The sequence below is a fragment of the Psychroserpens mesophilus genome (assembly GCF_050617655.1).
Classification (GTDB): Bacteria; Bacteroidota; Bacteroidia; order Flavobacteriales; family Flavobacteriaceae; genus Psychroserpens; species Psychroserpens mesophilus_A.
The window spans coordinates 102,472-120,451 of the sequence record NZ_JBODQC010000006.1; the positions used below are offsets into that span (position 1 = coordinate 102,472).

14 protein-coding genes are annotated in these 17,980 nt (G+C 33.3%); 9 read left to right on the plus strand and 5 right to left on the minus strand.

Annotation, left to right across the window (positions count from 1 at the left end):
- Positions 1 to 28: 28 nt before the first annotated feature.
- On the plus strand, positions 29 to 610 hold the full coding sequence (locus ACRHNM_RS11705; protein WP_431136932.1) for a tRNA-(ms[2]io[6]A)-hydroxylase: 582 nt from the start codon (positions 29 to 31) through the stop codon (positions 608 to 610).
- A 16-nt stretch (positions 611 to 626) separates the two neighbouring features.
- Positions 627 to 1,142: a DUF3124 domain-containing protein gene (locus ACRHNM_RS11710; protein WP_431136779.1), complete on the plus strand. Its 516-nt coding sequence runs from the start codon at positions 627 to 629 to the stop codon at positions 1,140 to 1,142.
- A 180-nt stretch (positions 1,143 to 1,322) separates the two neighbouring features.
- Here the strand turns inward: ACRHNM_RS11710 and ACRHNM_RS11715 are convergent, their stop codons facing one another.
- Positions 1,323 to 2,540 carry a peroxiredoxin family protein gene (locus tag ACRHNM_RS11715; protein WP_431136780.1) on the minus strand — a complete coding sequence of 406 codons (1,218 nt, stop codon included), beginning with the start codon at positions 2,538 to 2,540 and terminating at the stop codon, positions 1,323 to 1,325.
- Between the two features lie 121 nt (positions 2,541 to 2,661).
- Between ACRHNM_RS11715 and pheT the strand changes: the two genes are divergently transcribed.
- From pheT to ribB, 7 genes are all read left to right on the plus strand, one after another.
- Entirely contained in the window at positions 2,662 to 5,088 is a 2,427-nt protein-coding gene (gene pheT / locus ACRHNM_RS11720; RefSeq protein ID WP_431136782.1) for a phenylalanine--tRNA ligase subunit beta, read from the plus strand.
- A 134-nt stretch (positions 5,089 to 5,222) separates the two neighbouring features.
- On the plus strand, positions 5,223 to 5,723 hold the full coding sequence (gene tpx / locus ACRHNM_RS11725) for a thiol peroxidase (RefSeq protein ID WP_431136784.1): 501 nt from the start codon (positions 5,223 to 5,225) through the stop codon (positions 5,721 to 5,723).
- Positions 5,724 to 5,756: 33 nt separating this feature from the next.
- The gene (locus tag ACRHNM_RS11730) at positions 5,757 to 6,137 is read left to right on the plus strand and encodes a diacylglycerol kinase (RefSeq protein ID WP_431136786.1); all 381 of its coding nucleotides are present in this window, start codon (positions 5,757 to 5,759) and stop codon (positions 6,135 to 6,137) included.
- Between the two features lie 89 nt (positions 6,138 to 6,226).
- On the plus strand, positions 6,227 to 8,629 hold the full coding sequence (locus tag ACRHNM_RS11735) for a DNA translocase FtsK 4TM domain-containing protein (RefSeq protein ID WP_431136788.1): 2,403 nt from the start codon (positions 6,227 to 6,229) through the stop codon (positions 8,627 to 8,629).
- A gap of 31 nt (positions 8,630 to 8,660) precedes the next feature.
- On the plus strand, positions 8,661 to 9,293 hold the full coding sequence (locus ACRHNM_RS11740) for a LolA family protein (RefSeq protein ID WP_431136790.1): 633 nt from the start codon (positions 8,661 to 8,663) through the stop codon (positions 9,291 to 9,293).
- A 14-nt stretch (positions 9,294 to 9,307) separates the two neighbouring features.
- Positions 9,308 to 11,671 (plus strand): LptF/LptG family permease, encoded by a 2,364-nt coding sequence (locus ACRHNM_RS11745; protein ID WP_431136792.1) that lies wholly within the window; start codon positions 9,308 to 9,310, stop codon positions 11,669 to 11,671.
- Positions 11,672 to 11,710: 39 nt separating this feature from the next.
- Positions 11,711 to 12,871 (plus strand): 3,4-dihydroxy-2-butanone-4-phosphate synthase, encoded by a 1,161-nt coding sequence (gene ribB, locus ACRHNM_RS11750; protein WP_431136794.1) that lies wholly within the window; start codon positions 11,711 to 11,713, stop codon positions 12,869 to 12,871.
- Here ribB and ACRHNM_RS11755 read toward each other — a convergent pair.
- From ACRHNM_RS11755 to ACRHNM_RS11770, 4 genes are all read right to left on the minus strand, one after another.
- The gene (locus ACRHNM_RS11755; protein WP_431136795.1) at positions 12,868 to 13,422 is read right to left on the minus strand and encodes a hypothetical protein; all 555 of its coding nucleotides are present in this window, start codon (positions 13,420 to 13,422) and stop codon (positions 12,868 to 12,870) included. The genes ribB and ACRHNM_RS11755 overlap by 4 nt on opposite strands.
- 79 nt (positions 13,423 to 13,501) lie before the next feature.
- Complete coding sequence (locus tag ACRHNM_RS11760; RefSeq protein WP_431136797.1) at positions 13,502 to 13,924, minus strand: lipocalin family protein; 423 nt, start codon at positions 13,922 to 13,924, stop codon at positions 13,502 to 13,504.
- Between the two features lie 442 nt (positions 13,925 to 14,366).
- Positions 14,367 to 15,335 (minus strand): hypothetical protein, encoded by a 969-nt coding sequence (locus tag ACRHNM_RS11765; protein WP_431136799.1) that lies wholly within the window; start codon positions 15,333 to 15,335, stop codon positions 14,367 to 14,369.
- Positions 15,336 to 15,357: 22 nt separating this feature from the next.
- Positions 15,358 to 17,967: a choice-of-anchor tandem repeat GloVer-containing protein gene (locus ACRHNM_RS11770; protein WP_431136801.1), complete on the minus strand. Its 2,610-nt coding sequence runs from the start codon at positions 17,965 to 17,967 to the stop codon at positions 15,358 to 15,360.
- Positions 17,968 to 17,980: the final 13 nt, after the last annotated feature.

Below are 17,980 nucleotides of genomic sequence, written 5' to 3' on the forward strand. Positions count from 1 at the left end.
ATATTTACAAAAAGCGAAACCTATGAGCATGCTCCATTTAAAACTTGAAACTGATCCTCGTTGGGCTACAATTGCCGAGGAAAATATTGAAGAAATCCTCACAGATCATGCGTGGTGTGAGCAAAAAGCAGCAACTAATGCGATAACCATCATCACTCACAACCCACAATACGAAGACTTAGTGACCGATTTACTGGAACTGGCAAAAGAAGAGCTTGAGCACTTTCAAATGGTTCATAATATCATTAAAGCACGTGGTTACAAATTAGGCAGAGAACAAAAAGACAGCTACGTAAATGAGCTGTATAAATTTATGAATAAAGGCGGAAACCACCTACAAAGCATGGTCGACAGGCTACTGTTTTCAGCAATGATTGAAGCGAGGAGTTGTGAACGTTTTAAACTACTATCTCAACGCATCAAAGATCCTGAACTATCAAAATTTTATTATGATTTGATGGTTAGCGAAGCTGGTCATTATACGACTTTCATTACATTTGCAAGGAAGTATGGCAAAAGCATTGACGTGGATCAACGTTGGAAAGAACTTATTGAATTTGAAGGCGAACTCATAAAAAGTTATGGCACATCGGAAAGTATTCACGGATAAACTTATGAAATCAATTATGAAATCACATTTTGTATTAATTGCACTATCAATGACATTAGTTTTTAATTGTGAAAACTCAACTCAAGAAATAAGCTCTGTGAATCCTGAAAACTGGACAAAACGAGCTATTAACATTAGCAAAAATGACAGTTTAGTTTCAGGAAAAACCTACCTTTCTATTTATTCTCAGATTTACAGTCAATCTGAACACAAAACACATAATCTTACTGCAATGGTAAGCTTAAGAAACACCAGCATTAAAGACACTATTTTTCTCTTAAAGGCTGAATATTTTGACACACATGGTAAAACTGTAAGAAGTTACTTTAATGAAACCATTTATCTTGCTCCATTAGAAACCACTGAGATTATTATTGACGAAAAAGATATATCAGGAGGTACAGGTTCTAACTTTATTTTTGAATGGAAAACTCCAAAAAATTGCCCTCAACCCTTATTCGAAGGCATTATGAATTCTACTATGGGACAACAAGGTTTATCTTTTGTAACGCAAGGTCATCGTATTAAATAACCTTATAAAAAAAGCCCAATCTTGCGACTGAGCTTTAAAACATAACTGTTTGTTTGATAATTGATTGATTTGATTACTGACTACAAGTTAGACAGGATTACAAATCGCAGTTGTTAGCATTTCGTTAAAAAGCACTGATAGACTGTTAATTAACGTTGTTTTAAGAAGTGTTTAATTACACTATTCGATTGCTAATTCATTAACAAAATTAGTAAACTCATTCTTAAATTCTATATATTTTTCACCAGTTGCTGGTCCGTTAAAACCTGTGTGAATCTTACGTACCTTACCCTGTTTATCAATAAAGATTGAAGTTGGATACGACAGCACATGATTTAACATTGGTAATTTCTCTTGTGCTTTAATTTTATCTGAAGTTCCATATTGTGCCAGTAGAATCGGGTAGCTAATACCAATATCGTCTTTTAAACGGTTGATACTCTGAAAGGCTTTTTCCTTTGTTTTTGCGTATTCAAAAGCCAATGCAACAAATTCGACATCTTTATTTCCGTTTGTATTATAAAACTCTGAATAGTATTTGCTTTCATCTAAGCAGTTAGGACACCAGGTTCCCATAACCTGAACGACCACCACTTTATTTTTAAATCGGTCGTCAGATAACGACACTATATCTCCTTCAGCATCTGGAAAAGCAAATTCTAAAACCTCATAGCCCTCTTTTAAAAATGTAAGGTTATTAGCATCAGGCAATTCATAAGTCTCATTACGTTTTCCTATAAATGGTTCTTTCCAGTGGTTTCCAGAATAAAACATCCCTTCCATAGTATCTCCTTCAACTTTTGCAATAAATAAAAAAGCATGAGCGCCATCAAAAGCAGATAACTTCATGGTATTTCCGTCCATGATGCCTTCCAAATATCTATAATCTCCAGTGGTGGTTAAGAACGTTCCTGTCACCTTTATTCCTTCTTGTTTAAAAATTCCTTTAGCCAAATATTTATCTGCTGCAACATCTGGACTAAAAACAACTTCCCAATGTCCAGCAACGTTTTGTTTGGCAGAATTAGTTTCAGCACTAAAACGTTTTTCAGTTCCATATTTTGCAGAAAACGGAACCACACGATCTAAGCCCTCTTTAACAAAACGTCCCTTTAAGCTTTCTTCAGCTATAACGGCTTCTATATACCCTTCGAAAACAGGTGTTTTAATCACTATGGTATCATTTGAAATCTTTATATCATTTACTAAAATCACTTCTTCAGCGTTAAAAATCTTCAAGGATTGATGAGATGTTATTTCAAAAATAAAAGGCAATGCCACCTTTGGAGCAACTTGTAATTCTGCTCGCCACACACCAAGCTTTAAATCACTACTTTTTTCCTTATCACAAGACAAAAACAAAATAAGAACAAGAAACGATGTAAGGAAATATTTCATAATGTGGAGATTATTGAACCTATAGTTTATACAAATTTATAATTCTTACAAAGAAAAGACAATTATCGATTATTATAACTACATAGTATTATTATCTTTGTGGCTTGATTAAAGTACACAAATGAAGATTTCTTATAATTGGTTACAGCAGTTTTTGAAGATAAACTGGCCAGCAGAGCAAACTGGTGAACTTCTTACAGATTTAGGTTTAGAGATTGAAGGCATCGAGTCATTTCAATCGGTTAAAGGCGGATTACAAGGCATTGTCGTTGGCGAAGTACTCACTTGCGAACAACATCCTAATGCAGATCGTTTAAAAATCACTACTGTGAATATTGGTGATAATACTCCGTTACAAATTGTTTGTGGAGCACCAAATGTTGCTAAAGGACAAAAAGTTCCTGTGGCTACTATTGGAACCACACTATATACTACTGAAGGCGAAGCCTGGACCATCAAAAAAGGAAAAATAAGAGGTGAAGAAAGCCACGGAATGATTTGCGCTGAGGACGAATTAGGCTTAGGTGCTTCTCACGATGGAATTATGGTTCTAGATCCTGATACAAAAGTCGGCACAGAAGCAGCTAAATTATTTGAAGTTGAAAATGACTGGGTATTTGAAATTGGTTTAACTCCCAATCGCGCAGATGCCATGAGCCATTTTGGTGTTGCCCGTGATTTAAAAGCAGGTTTACTTCAAAAAGAAATCAAAACTGAATTAATTACTCCATCTGTTAGCTCGTTTCATGTAGAAAACCGAACGCTAAAAATAGATATTGATGTGAAGGATAAAACCTTAGCACCTCGTTATTGCGGAGTAACTATTTCTGGACTTAAAGTTGAAGCATCGCCTTTGTGGTTACAAAATCGATTAAAAGCGATTGGTATATTACCAAAGAATACTATTGTAGATGTTACAAATTATGTGCTACATGAATTAGGTCAACCTTTACATGCCTTTGATGCAGCTAAAATTACAGGAAACAAAGTCGTTGTTAAAACACTACCTAAAGGCACAAAATTCACAACGCTTGACGATGTAGAGCGTGAGTTACACGAAGAAGATCTAATGATTTGTGATGCTGAAAAACCCATGTGTATTGCTGGTGTTTTTGGCGGAGCTCATTCTGGTGTTACCGAAAACACAACAAGTGTTTTTTTAGAAAGTGCTTATTTTAATCCGGTAAGTATCCGGAAAACTGCGAAGCGTCACGCCATGAATACAGATGCATCTTTTAGATTTGAAAGAGGTATCGATCCTAATATTACAGAATATGCTTTAAAACGCGCTGCCTTGTTAATTCAAGAGATTGCTGGAGGAGATATTACAAGTGATTTAATGGATTTTTATCCTAAGAAAATTCAGGACTTTCAAGTCAGATTAAGTTTTGAAAATGCCAAAAAATTAATTGGTGAAGAAATTCCAAAAGAAACCATTAAAAGCATCCTTACCTCTTTAGATATTAAAGTCAATAATGTTACCGAAACCGGATTAGGGCTTACCGTTCCAGCATACAGAAATGATGTACAACGTGAAGCTGATGTTATTGAGGAAGTTTTGCGCGTCTATGGCTATAACAACATTCGAACAACTGAAAAGCTAAATGCCTCTATCTCTAACACCTCCAAATTTGAAGATTACAAGCTTCAGAATATCATAGGTAATCAATTGGCTTCTCAAGGGTTTTTCGAAATGCTTTCAAATTCATTAACGACACCAAATTATATAAAGTTAAGTGAGCAATTAAAAGAAGAACACAATGTAGAAATGCTCAATCCTCTAAGTAACGATTTAAGTGTGATGCGTCAAAGTTTATTGTTTTCTGGACTGGAATCTGTAAGCTATAATATTAATAGAAAACGCGACGACCTAAAGTTATATGAATTTGGAAAAACCTATCACAACTACGATGGCAATCGTGAAGAATACAAACGTTTATCGATTTTCTTAACGGGAAACAAGACGACTTTACGATGGAACTCTCCAGTACAAAAAAGTGATTTCTTTTATTTGAAAGGAGTTATTAATAGTGTATTAGAACGCTTAGGATTATCTAAACACAAAGTATCTCCTCTTAAAAATGATGTGTTTAGTGAAGGAATTAGTTTATCTCTCGGAAAAACTAAATTGGTTGATTTTGGCATCATTAACAAGAAGATTTTAAAACATTTTGGTATTTCTCAAGAGGTATTGTTTGCAGAATTTAACTGGGACAATATTGTTAACATGGCAAAACATAATGATATTAAGTTTCAGGATATTCCAAAATATCCTGAAGTACGTCGTGATTTTGCTTTATTGTTAGATGAACAAGTCACGTTTGAAGATATTGATAAAATTGCAATGCAAACTGAAAAGCAGCTATTAAAAGATGTCGATTTATTTGACGTGTATCAAGGCAAGAACCTTCCAAAAGGAAAAAAGAGTTATGCGGTGAGCTTTACCATTCAAGATGAAAAGAAAACACTTACAGATAAGCAAATTGATAAGATCATGAACAAGCTTCAAACTAATTTTGAAAAACAACTAGGAGCTGTATTACGATAACATCTGAGTTTTTAGTATCTCATGTTGGAGTGTTGCCATTATTGTAAATAAGTTCCGAAATATTATATTTTATTTAGCAGTCAGACTTTATATTTATGCTTAAATTTAGCATTCATAAAAAAAAACACAAAACCATGGCAAAAATAACATTAGGCGGAAATGCTATCGAAACTATCGGAAACTTACCATCAACTGGAACTACTGCTCCAGATTTCAGACTTACAACAACAGACTTATCAGATAAATCATTAAACGATTTTAATGAAAGTAGATTAGTTTTAAATATATTTCCAAGTATTGATACTGGTACTTGCGCTCAATCAGTAAGAACATTTAACAAAGAAGCCAGCGAATTGGAAAATACTAAAGTACTTTGTATTTCTAAAGATTTACCATTTGCAATGGCTCGTTTCTGTGGTGCAGAAGGATTAGAAAATGTCATAAGCTTATCCGATTATAAAACTGGTGATTTTGGAAAAACATATGGTCTAACCATTAAAAATGGCCCTTTAGAGACTTTACATTCACGATGTGTTGTCGTTATAGACACCAATGGCCATATTTTACATACTGAGCAAGTAGCTGAAATTAAGGACGAACCGAATTACAAAGCTGCATTAAAGGCCTTAAACTAATTAGTCAAAAAACGTATCTGTAGAGTTATTTACATGACGCAGAAAAAAGATTCTTTTTTAACAAGTCGATTAAAAAGCATAGGTTACGCTTTTAAAGGTTTAACATATCTTGTAAAAACAGAATCAAACATAAAAATTCAATTAGGTATTGCTGTTGCTGTAACTATTGCTGGTTTTTATTTTGACATTTCTAAAACAGAATGGCTGATACAAATTGTATGTATTGGTTTAGTTCTAAGTTTAGAAGGCATGAACACTGCTGTCGAATATATTTCAGATTTCATTCATCCTGATAAGCATGATAGCATTGGCCGAATTAAAGATATAGCAGCAGGAGCAGTATTTATTGCTGCTGTTTCAGCAACTATTGCTGCTTTAATTATTTATATTCCCAAATTTTTTCAAGGTTTATAAGTCCGTTAATATCTAATAACCTTAAATACTTTTTACGTTAGGATAAACGTTAGTAATTTGTATTTTTGTTTTACACTAAGAACCCTTTAATGGCGAAGAAAAAAACCAAGACTAAAAGCAAAGCTAAAACAACGCCTAAAATAAAAAAACCAAGTTTTAAATTATCAAATCAGCAAAAATTGATTTTTGGTAGTTTATTGATAATTCTTGGCATCCTTTTATTTATAGCGTTCTTATCATTTTTCTTTACAGGACAAGCCGATCAAAGCACACTTACAGAGTTAAGCTCGAGAGATGTTGAAGCTAAGAACTGGCTTAATAAACTTGGTGCTTGGGTAAGTGATTTATTCATTAATCAAGCATTTGGTATTTCTTCTTTTATCTTTTCTGGATTGGTTTTTCTTTCCGGAGTGTATATCACCTTAGACATCAATAAATCTAAGTTACGAAGACATTGGATTTGGGGCACACTCATTGCTATCTGGTTGTCTGTTTTCTTTGGTTTTTTTGCTCACAAATACGATTCGCTTGGTGGAACTATAGGCTTTGAAATGAATAGTTTCTTTCAAGATTACATGGGAAAAATAGGAACTGTACTCTTACTCGTTTTTGTCCTAATTGTATATTTAGCCATTCGTTTTAAAGTTACTGGTGAATCTATTGCTGCTTTATTTAAAAATGCAAACAAAGAATTAAAAGAGGAAATTAATTCGGCTAGAAAACAAGATGAAAATGTTAGTGTACCTTTAGATAATGATTTGTCTGCGGAAGCTGAAGATATCAAATCTGCTTTCGACTTAAACATTGAGACACCAGAACCAACAACTGAAAAACCTCAAAAACCTGAACCCAAAAGCGAGACACCAAAAGTAGAAATCACAAAACAAGATCCTGAAGAAGAATCTGAATTAAATATTGAAATTAAAACTTTTGAAGAAGAAGTTTCTGAAACGGATAATCTTTCTAATAAATTGGTTGAAGATTTCGGACAATTTGATCCAACCTTAGATCTTAGCAAATTTGAATTTCCGCCTTTAGACTTATTAAAAAAATATGATACTGAAGGCATTACGATAAATCAGGAAGAACTTGAAGAAAATAAAAACCGAATTGTAGAAACTTTAAATAACTACAAAATAGGAATTGCAAGTATTAAAGCGACTATTGGTCCGACAGTGACGCTCTATGAAATTGTTCCTGAAGCAGGCGTTCGAATTTCAAAAATTAAAAACTTAGAAGATGATATTGCCTTATCGCTCTCAGCATTAGGTATTCGTATTATTGCTCCAATTCCTGGCAAAGGAACCATTGGTATTGAAGTTCCGAATAAAAATTCGACAATTGTATCGATGCGCTCAGTAATTGCTTCGCAAAAATTTCAAAAATCTGACATGGAGCTTCCTATTGCTTTTGGTAAGACCATTAGCAACGAAACCATGGTTGTTGATTTAGCCAAAATGCCTCACTTGTTAATGGCTGGAGCAACAGGTCAAGGAAAATCTGTAGGACTAAATGCTGTACTAACGTCATTACTTTATAAAAAACATCCAGCAGAAGTAAAATTTGTTCTGGTCGATCCTAAAAAAGTAGAATTAACACTTTTTAATAAAATTGAGCGTCATTATTTGGCGAAACTTCCAGATAGTGAAGATGCCATAATAACAGATAACACTAAAGTAATTAATACATTAAACTCTTTGTGTATTGAAATGGATAACCGTTACGAGATGCTTAAAAACGCTTTATGTCGTAACATAAAAGAATACAATACCAAATTTAAAGCACGCAAATTAAACCCTAATGATGGTCATCATTTTTTACCTTACATTGTTTTGGTGGTCGATGAGTTTGCAGATTTAATCATGACTGCTGGTAAGGAAGTTGAAACTCCTATTGCTCGTTTGGCTCAGTTAGCTCGTGCTATTGGTATTCACCTTATTATTGCAACGCAACGTCCGTCAGTAAATGTTATAACTGGTATTATAAAAGCTAATTTCCCGGCAAGAATTGCTTTTAGAGTAACTTCAAAAATAGATTCTAGAACCATTTTAGATGGCTCTGGAGCGGATCAGCTCATTGGTCGAGGAGACATGTTATACACACAGGGAAATGATATTATCCGAATTCAATGTGCATTTGTAGACACTCCTGAAGTTGAAAAAATAACTGATTTTATCGGTTCTCAAAAAGCATATCCTGAAGCTTATCAATTACCTGAATACGTTGGTGAAGAAAGTGGCACAAGTCTTGATAATAATATCGAGGACAGAGATAAACTGTTTAGAGAAGCTGCCGAAATTATTGTAACTGCGCAACAAGGTTCTGCCTCTCTTTTACAAAGAAAGCTAAAGCTTGGATACAACAGGGCTGGACGTTTAATTGACCAACTTGAAGCCGCAGGTATTGTTGGAGGTTTTGAAGGTAGTAAAGCCAGACAAGTATTAGTTCCAGATTTAGTAGCTCTAGATCAATTATTAGAAAATGAATCGTAATTCAAAAATATAATTAACACTTAATTTTAAAATGAAACAGATTATAATTGTAATAGCCGTTTTAATGAGTTCAATTGGGTTTGCTCAAGATGCTGAAACCTTACTTAATGACGTTTATAATAAAACCAAATCTTATGAGAATATATTTATAGATTTCAAATATGTGCTTCAAAACACAAGCGAAAACATTAACCAAGAAACACGAGGAGATGTTGTTATGGAAGGAGATAAATATGTCTTAAACATTCTTGGTATCACTAGAATTTATGATGGAAAAACACTTTATACAATTAGCCCTGAGGATGAGGAAGTGACTATATCTACAGATAATATAGAAGAAGAATCTACAATAACTCCAAGTAAAATGTTGTCCTTTTACAAAGACGGATATACTTATGAAATGGATATTGTTCAAAATGTAAAAGGCAGAAAAATACAATATGTAAAATTAAACCCAATAGACACCAACTCTGAAATAAAACAAGTACTATTAGGCATTGATGCCAATACAAAACACATCTACAACCTGATTGAAATTGGTAAAAACGGCACAAAAACAACCTTAACTGTTAATTCTTTTAAAACGAATGAGCCGATTTCAAAAACCTTATTTACATTTGACAAAAGTAAATATGGAGACTATTACATAAATAAGCTCGACTAGGCCATTAACCATACATGAAAATACTAGATAGGTACATACTCACGACCTACTTAAAAACTTTTTTGAGCGTGTTTATAATACTCATGCTCATTTTTGTTTTACAATCTATCTGGCTGTACATCACAGAATTAGCTGGAAAAGACTTAGCCATTGGAGTTATTTTAAAATTCTTATTATACGTTACTCCTACTCTAATTCCTCTAATTTTACCACTAACAGTACTGTTAGCTTCTATTATGGTTTTCGGTCAATTTGCCGAAAATTATGAGTTTGCTGCCATGAAGTCGACTGGTATTTCACTTCAACGTGCTATGAGAAGCCTAAGTGTTTTTATTGTGTTATTAGGCTTATCTACTTTTGTTTTTTCAAATAAGGTTATCACTTTAGCGAATTACAATTTCTACAACTTAAGAAAAAACATTGCCAAAGTTCAACCTGCTATGGCTATAGCCGAAGGACAATTTAATGATATTGGCGATTACAATATTAAAGTGGAAGAAAAAAGTGGTGATAAAGGACAATTTCTAAAAACAGTAGTCATCCATAAAAAAGGCATTCGTCGTACAGGAAATACGACAGTCATCATATCAGACTCTGGAGAACTAAAGAGTAATCCAAACTCAAATATTCTTCAATTGGTCTTGTTTGACGGACATTATTATGAAGAAATATTTAATAAAGATCCTAAACAACGTGCTAAGAAACCTTATGCAAAAAGCTACTTTGAAGAATACACCATCAATGTTGATTTAGAAGGATTAAATGATGTAGATATAGACGATAAAAGTTATGATAACCGTTACAATATGCTTGACGCGAGTAGTCTTAGTTACACGATTGACAGCTTGTATCAAAAACAATCAGATCAATTAAAAACATTTTCTCAAACCTTATATACACGTACCGCTTTTGAAACTCTGAATCAAAATATCACTACAAAAAAAGATTCCACTTTTAATGGTGATATTTTCAGTTTGTTTCAAAATAAAACTAAAATAAAATTGCTTAATCTCGCTGCAAATACAGCGTCAAGTACAAGTCAAATTATATACGCTAATAAGAAAAACACTGCTGGATCTACTAAATGGTTAAGCAAGCATGTGATTTCTCTTCATGAAAAATTCATTTTGGGCATAGCTTGTATTATTTTATTTTTTGTTGGAGCACCTTTAGGGGCTTTAATTCGTAAAGGAGGTATTGGCTTACCTTTAGTGATTGCTATCTTATTGTTTTTAACATATCATTTTATTGGTATTTTTGCCAAAAACAGCTCATTAGATGGTACCTTAGATCCTGTTTTAGCTACTTGGCTATCGACTTTAATTATGTTTCCTTTAAGTATTTATCTTACCCGAAGAGCTACTAAAGACAGACAGTTATTTGATTCTGAAGGCTTACTTGACCCGCTTAAAAAACTATTTGGGATTAAGAGTAAAACTCTGGCTTTCAGCTCAAAACTATTAGATATTAATTCTGAAGACTATCAAAATCTCAAAAACTATGATAACAATCAATTAATTGATGTTGTAAAACATTACAGACAGTATAATTATGGTATTGAGTATAAAAACTCTTCGCTAAACATACTTGAATCCAGAGGAATAACACAACAGCAACTAAAATTTTCAGGTAATTTAACCGACTACTCCTACGAAGAGTCTCTACGTTTAAAATATCTATATGAAGAGAACTCTAAATTAGCTTTCTTTCTTTATGCAATCACATTATTATTAACGTTACCAGGAGCTATTTTAAAAAATAACGGTTTTCCTTCAGTTGGACAAGCATTATTCATTTGTGGCATTATTGTAGGTGTTTTTTATTTATTTGCTCTTATTAAGTCGTTTATGGATAGTTCTAACCTTAATAAACAACTAGGCAAAAACAACATCTCAAATGCTTTAATATTTATTCTTTTTGGGTTGCCTCTATACTTTGTTTTTTACTTTTTTCAAAAGAAAAAAATAAATGAGGATTTAAAAACGACTAAAACTAACGACCAAATTACCAGTGATTCTAATGGTAAGTTAGACCTACTAACAAATGAAAAATCAAACCTTATATTTAAAGATTACAAATCATACGCTAGGTTTGCTTACATGTTTTATATCATGTGTATCACTTTATGTATTTTATACTTTGTCTTTAAAAACAATAATTTACCAGCTGCTGAAAATGCTGCTTTAGAATTATCAGTGATTTCATTGTTTTTATTTTTAGTCTATTTGATAGTTTCAAATATTCGTTTTAAAACCATTTATACCAGTATAAATCAAAAGCCAGAGTCTCATCTTTTATGGAGTGTTTTAGGATTGTTCATTTATCCTGTTGTCTATTTTAAAAGGCACAATAAAATAGCTGAAGACTTTTCAGCATAGAAAAAATAAGCCATATCTTTGCAACTCTAATTTATCGTTATGCTCACAACAATGTCAAACACAAATAATTCAGCAAAAATAAAACTCAATACCATTTCTGAAGCCATAGAAGACATCAAAAATGGTAAAATCATTATTGTTGTTGATGACGAAAACAGAGAGAATGAAGGTGATTTTATTGCTGCAGCTGAAGCAGTAACACCAGAAATGATTAATTTCATGGCTACTAATGGTCGTGGTTTAATTTGCGCTCCATTAACCGAAGATCGTTGCGAAGAGTTGGATTTAACTATGATGGTTCAAAACAACACGGTTTTACATCATACACAATTTACAGTTTCTGTGGATTTAATTGGTCATGGTTGCACTACCGGAATTTCAGTTCATGACAGAGCTAAGACAATCAAAGCATTGGTAGAAAAAGACACAAAGCCTCAGGATTTAGGTCGTCCTGGTCATATTTTCCCTCTTAAAGCCAAAAACGGAGGTGTATTAAGACGCACTGGTCATACTGAAGCTGCTGTTGATCTAGCTAGACTTGCTGGATTTAATCCTGCAGGAATACTCGTTGAAATTTTAAATGAAGACGGAACGATGGCAAGATTACCTCAGCTAATGGATGTGGCCAAGAAGTTTGATTTAAAGCTCATTTCTATTGAAGATCTTGTAGCCTACAGAATGGAACATGACTCTTTAATAGAGAAAAAGGAAGATTTTAATATTGAAACTCGATTTGGAAGTTTTCGCTTAAGAGCATACCAGCAAACTACTAACAATCAAATACATATAGCACTATCAAAAGGTACTTGGTCTCGAAATGAACCAGTCCTTACTCGTGTGAATGCAACTTTGGTTAACAATGATATTCTTGGAACATTAACTAATAATGCTGACGAGAAATTAGACGACATGTTTAAAGTTATCAACACTGAAGGTAAAGGTGCTATCGTTTTTATTAATCAGCAATCACAATCTATGAATCTACTGAAGCGCCTTAGTATTCTAAAAACATCTCAAATTGAGGGTGAAATAGTAAAAGCGCCTCGTATAGAAATGGATTCTAAAGACTTCGGAATTGGTGCTCAAATTCTTCATGATTTGAATATTCATAAACTAAAATTGATATCCAACACTGAGCAAACCAAACGTGTGGGTATGATTGGTTATGGCCTGGAAATTGTGGAATATGTAAGTTACTAAAATTCAATCAATTCCGTTACAGAATCACCAATTAATATGTTGAGATTCCCTCTAATGCTATTTGGAGTTCCAGACTGACCTCCAAAATCCCTTACGAAAAAGCGCCATGTCCCTGAATTACCAGTATTATCTGGAACATCTCCTGTTCTAAAAATACCAGTTAAAATTCCTCCTGTTCTCGGATTTGATCGATCTCCACTCCATTCTATCATTCTACTTATAGGAGGAATATCTCTAATTATCCATGAATCAAATGGGAATTCTGGTCGTGTAAAATCAATTTGATCTTCTCCTCCTAATTGCCACCGAATCAGAGCAACACCTCCTTGATCTGCTCCAGAATAGATAAAACGATATTCCGTATTAGATTTTAAATTTAATTGCATTCTGGAAAAATCATCATCTTGCGTGAATATTTGATTAAAACCATCTCCTCTTAGTTCAAACGAAAATGTTGGTGGTATCGTATCTACTTCCGGAATTCTGGTTTCACACGATGTGGTTAACCATAGCATGAAAATTATAATTATGAATGTCTTTATTGTCTTCATGATGTTTTTGTTTTAGAGGTATTGTATTCTAGTAATTTTATATGAACTCAAGTCGTTTAAACTTCTCAATTTGTATACATCAGCCTTGTGTTTTATCAAAAGTTAATGTTTCTCCACTACTAGAAGTCACCGTTAATGACTCTTCCGAAATGGAGTTTATAACAGCAATAATCTCTTCAGATTCAAAAGCAATCAAGATGTCTCGATTGTTAGATAATGTATAGGTTGCCATATTTATCCCTAAAGATTCACAGGATCCAGAGCTATCATCAAAGGATTCCAGATTAAAACTACTGTCGGCTTTAAATTCTATGTAACCATTCTTTTCACAATCGGAGTAATCTGTTCCAGGAGTCCTTGATTCATTATACCATTTTCCTGAAACTAAGAGTTCCTGAACTGTGAGCTGATTCATTTCTCCTCCATTACTATCATCATCACTACTACAATTGTATGCCATAATTATTAAACAGATACAACATAATTTCTTTACTATTTTCATGGTTTTTGTGTTTTTAAAAAGAAAAGGAAACCAACGTTAAAACTCCACGTCATATGTTTGTTGATTTCCTTTCTCAACTGATTAATAGCTTCTTTACTGTTTTTTAACGAAATCTATCGTTTTATAATCTTATTGTTCTAGAGGATCTTAAGTTTATAGCTCCCTCTATTTAGAGATATACCACCATCTTTTTTAAGAGGACTCTTATCCATCCTTAAATTATGCTATTGAATTTTTAATTTGAAGTAAAACTAATTCGAACTACAGCCAATTGACGAAAGATATGTTTCAAACTATAGAACATATGCCACAACCGCAATAAAAGTCGAAATTATATAGATAATCAAGACTGAAAAATCTTTTTCCATCCAATCATTTGAAGTTTTATCTGAAACTTACAAACGATACTGATTTTTAAACAAGAAATGATTGTATGAACAACTCAATTCTCAATCACTTCAAACACTTTAAACATGTTTTTAGATTTTGTATTGGGTACCTCAGAAATCAAAGCGTATTTACCAGGCTTTAAATCGGCATAGAAATAACCTGTACTTCCTGCTGGCATATCATTTACACCTCCTAAAAATGTGACACCGTTTGGAACAGGAGTAATCAAACCTTTTGGGTCAGACCAATCCATCCAGGCTTCCAGTGCATCTTCGTTGGCGTAACTCTCAAGTTTTACTAGATTAACATCATGCCATATAAAATTTTCATGTGGTTTTTGATCTTTTACAAAAACTGAAAAAATTTGTTTTCCTTTTTTAATAGGATTATCATAAGATATTCCATCTTCTCCAGAAAGTGTAATATTTACAGTAGCTTCAGGAGGAGTATTTCCACTATCTTCTTCAGTTACAATAATAGGCTTTGCCATTCCCATTAAGGTATGAAACATTCCATTAGGCATTTTTACATAGCATTCCATAATATAGTAACCTGGATCTAATTTTACTGTTGTAGTTGCAGTATGCTTAGGCGCAATTAATCCAACACCTCCTGAAAACACAATGTCAAAATACCATTCTGGAAGCTTATTGAATTCAGCAAAACCTTCTTCAGATTTTCCTTTATTAATCAAATCCATTCCATTTGCAAAAACTGGAGCAACATCAGTCAACGTGTTTTCAATGGTCTTTCCTTCAGGGTATTTATCTAATAAAAAGAAATGGGTTTCATTAGATAGATTTTGGTACTTAAAAGTATTCCAACCTGAGGGAATGGTATCTACCAATTGAAAGTCCATTGCTCTTGATACCACATCAATAACATTTTTTGATTCTTTTACCAACTCTTCTATTTCCATAATTGTTTCGTTAGTAGATTCTGTTTTCTTTTCAATTTTACAATTCAAAAATATACATAACATCAGTAGCATTAAAAACATGGATTGGTTATTAGTTTTCATAATTTATATTCCTTGTCTAAGACTAGTTAACGATTACTTTTTGAGTGAAATCTCCTCGATTAGTTTTTACTTTGAGTACATATATTCCCGCTTGATACGGACTAAAATCTATTTGATTAGCATTATGCTCAGAAACATATAGTTTTTTCCCAAAAAAATCATATAAAGCAACACTTCTTAGCGAATGCGTTGTTGAAATATATAAGGTTTCAGAAACTGGATTTGGATAAACTATTATTTTGTTTTCTTCGGAACTGTTTGCAGATAATGTGTTTCTATCTAAAACAACTAAAGACGTTGTTACAGGTAACCTTCCATTTTGAGAGTCAAAATCAAAAGTTTTTGTAAACATTGAGGTTTGCGGATTAAATTCAAAAACAGTTCCGTAATTGTATGTACCGCCTTCAGAAGTCACACCGTAAAATTTATTATTTAACAATGTTAAACTGCCGAGTGGAATTGATCCAGTTACAGAACCATTAAAGTCGAAAACCTTAGTGAACGTGTTTGTTTGGATATTAAATTGAAAAATCACTCCATCATCATGTACTCCACCTTCAGAAGTCATCCCATAAAGTGTGTTAGCATCAAACTGGATTAAATTTCCGTAAGGTCTAAATCCATTAATACCGTTATATTCAAATTCGTGTAACTTATTAAAGCCCGTTGTGAAATCATATTCAAAAATAACACCTCCGTCTTGAAAACCTCCATTTAATGTCATACCATAGAGTTTTCCATTTGGACCTTCAATTAAACCACCATTAGGAAAAGCACCATCTTCAAAGTTAAAATCGTGAATTTTAATATAGTTTTCAGTAGTTATATCGTACTCAAAAATAGTACCTACAGCCACCTCAGTTCCCATAAAAACACCTTCACCTCCAACAGATGTCATTCCATAAATTTTATTGTTCGAAGCTTGTACCAAATCTCCTAATGGTGTTCCTCCTAGCACCTGACCAAAATCATGTTTCTTAGCAAATGTGTTTGTTGATAAATCAAACTCAAACAACATACCTAGTTCGTTACTTCCTCCTCTAAATGCTGTTCCATACAACTTGCCATTAGAAGCTTCAAGTAAACTTGCTCTTGGTAAAATTCCCATTTCAGGGTTACTATCTGGTTCATCAAAACTATGTAGCCTTGTATAAATATTACTTATTGGGCTATATTCGAAAATTGCGCCAGAGTCATTTATACCACCTCTTAATGTCAAGCCATAGAATTTTTGTCTGTTTTCAGAATATATTAAACTTCCATCAGGTCCTGCGCCATCTGTTGAGCTATTAAATTTGAAAATTGGATTATAACTATTTGTAGATAAATCAAAACTATAAAACATACTATTGAAAGAGTCTACTAATCCATAAAGCGTCTTGTTAGCTACGCTATATAATTTACCATCTGAGGCTTCAAAAAGACCAGCATATGGATAGTAACCAGAATTTATATTAAAATCATATAGCAAACTAGATTGATCTGTAGAAGGGTTATACTCAAACAAGGATCCTATTCCGCTAGCTCCACCATACTCTGTAACTCCATATAATTTGTCATTAGATGCCAGTGTAAGTTTAGGACCTGGAGAATACCCTAAGTTGTTCGAACCTGCAAAACTTAATAATGTGGTAAAGGTACTGGTTAATATATTGTATTTAAAAAGAATACCATAATCTTCTGTACCTCCTTCGGAAGTTGTACCAAATAGCTCTAAAGAACTGTTTGGACCTTCCACTAAAGTTCCCAGCGGATAAGCTCCAGAAGCTCCAGTTGATCCAAAATTAAATAAGTTGGTCAATGTATTGGTAAGAACATCATATTCAAATAATACACCAGAATCATATGTACCACCTTCACTGGTTAAGCCATACAATTTTCCATTACTAGCTTCAAATAAAGATTCATAAGGTCGCCTTCCCGGATTTAATGCATCGCCATCAAAATCTATCTTTTTTGTGTAAGTGTTAGTATTGAGATCATATTCAAAAATAACGCCATCACCATAAGCGCCTCCAACAGATGTCATTCCATATAGTTTTCCATTAGAAGCGTATGTAAGCTCTCCTTCTGGTGCTCTACCATTTGAATCATTAAAATCATGAAGCTTTGTAAAGGTATCTTGTATATAGTCATATTCAAAAATAACCCCATCACCATTAGCTCCTCCTTCTCTTGTCATTCCGTAAAGTTTATTGTTGATTTCAATAAGCGCACCTTCTGGTCGGTTTCCATTTGTTGAGTTTACAGCTCCAAACTCATCAACGCCAAACCTAAATTTTGTTTCAAATACATTGCTTACCGGATCATACTCATACAATATGCCTGGCGTATTGTCACTGTCGTAGTAAACACCATATAGATAAAGTCCCGAATAAGGTGACAGTCCATAAAATTTCCCATTAGAGGCTTCTATTACTCCACTATGTATATCATAACCATCAGTTTTAAAAAAGTCGTATTGAACCTCAAGGTTTTCGGCATTTTCGTCAGTTTTAAAGATAGTTCCCATATCAGATTTTCCTCCTCGAAAAGTCATTCCCCATAATTCGTAATCTTCTTGAGATAGAATTATGCTTGGTAGCAGCATTATAATTGCTGTCAATGTTTTTATATGTGTTTTTGCTTTCATAACTATTTCCTTT

Coding starts and splice junctions, on each gene's coding strand:
- ACRHNM_RS11705 (WP_431136932.1), top strand. CDS start 29: ATGCTCCATTTAAAACTTGAAACTGATCCTCGTTGGGCTACAATTGCC.
- ACRHNM_RS11710 (WP_431136779.1), top strand. CDS start 627: ATGAAATCACATTTTGTATTAATTGCACTATCAATGACATTAGTTTTT.
- ACRHNM_RS11715 (WP_431136780.1), bottom strand. CDS start 2,540: ATGAAATATTTCCTTACATCGTTTCTTGTTCTTATTTTGTTTTTGTCT.
- pheT (WP_431136782.1), top strand. CDS start 2,662: ATGAAGATTTCTTATAATTGGTTACAGCAGTTTTTGAAGATAAACTGG.
- tpx (WP_431136784.1), top strand. CDS start 5,223: ATGGCAAAAATAACATTAGGCGGAAATGCTATCGAAACTATCGGAAAC.
- ACRHNM_RS11730 (WP_431136786.1), top strand. CDS start 5,757: ATGACGCAGAAAAAAGATTCTTTTTTAACAAGTCGATTAAAAAGCATA.
- ACRHNM_RS11735 (WP_431136788.1), top strand. CDS start 6,227: ATGGCGAAGAAAAAAACCAAGACTAAAAGCAAAGCTAAAACAACGCCT.
- ACRHNM_RS11740 (WP_431136790.1), top strand. CDS start 8,661: ATGAAACAGATTATAATTGTAATAGCCGTTTTAATGAGTTCAATTGGG.
- ACRHNM_RS11745 (WP_431136792.1), top strand. CDS start 9,308: ATGAAAATACTAGATAGGTACATACTCACGACCTACTTAAAAACTTTT.
- ribB (WP_431136794.1), top strand. CDS start 11,711: ATGCTCACAACAATGTCAAACACAAATAATTCAGCAAAAATAAAACTC.
- ACRHNM_RS11755 (WP_431136795.1), bottom strand. CDS start 13,422: ATGAAGACAATAAAGACATTCATAATTATAATTTTCATGCTATGGTTA.
- ACRHNM_RS11760 (WP_431136797.1), bottom strand. CDS start 13,924: ATGAAAATAGTAAAGAAATTATGTTGTATCTGTTTAATAATTATGGCA.
- ACRHNM_RS11765 (WP_431136799.1), bottom strand. CDS start 15,335: ATGAAAACTAATAACCAATCCATGTTTTTAATGCTACTGATGTTATGT.
- ACRHNM_RS11770 (WP_431136801.1), bottom strand. CDS start 17,967: ATGAAAGCAAAAACACATATAAAAACATTGACAGCAATTATAATGCTG.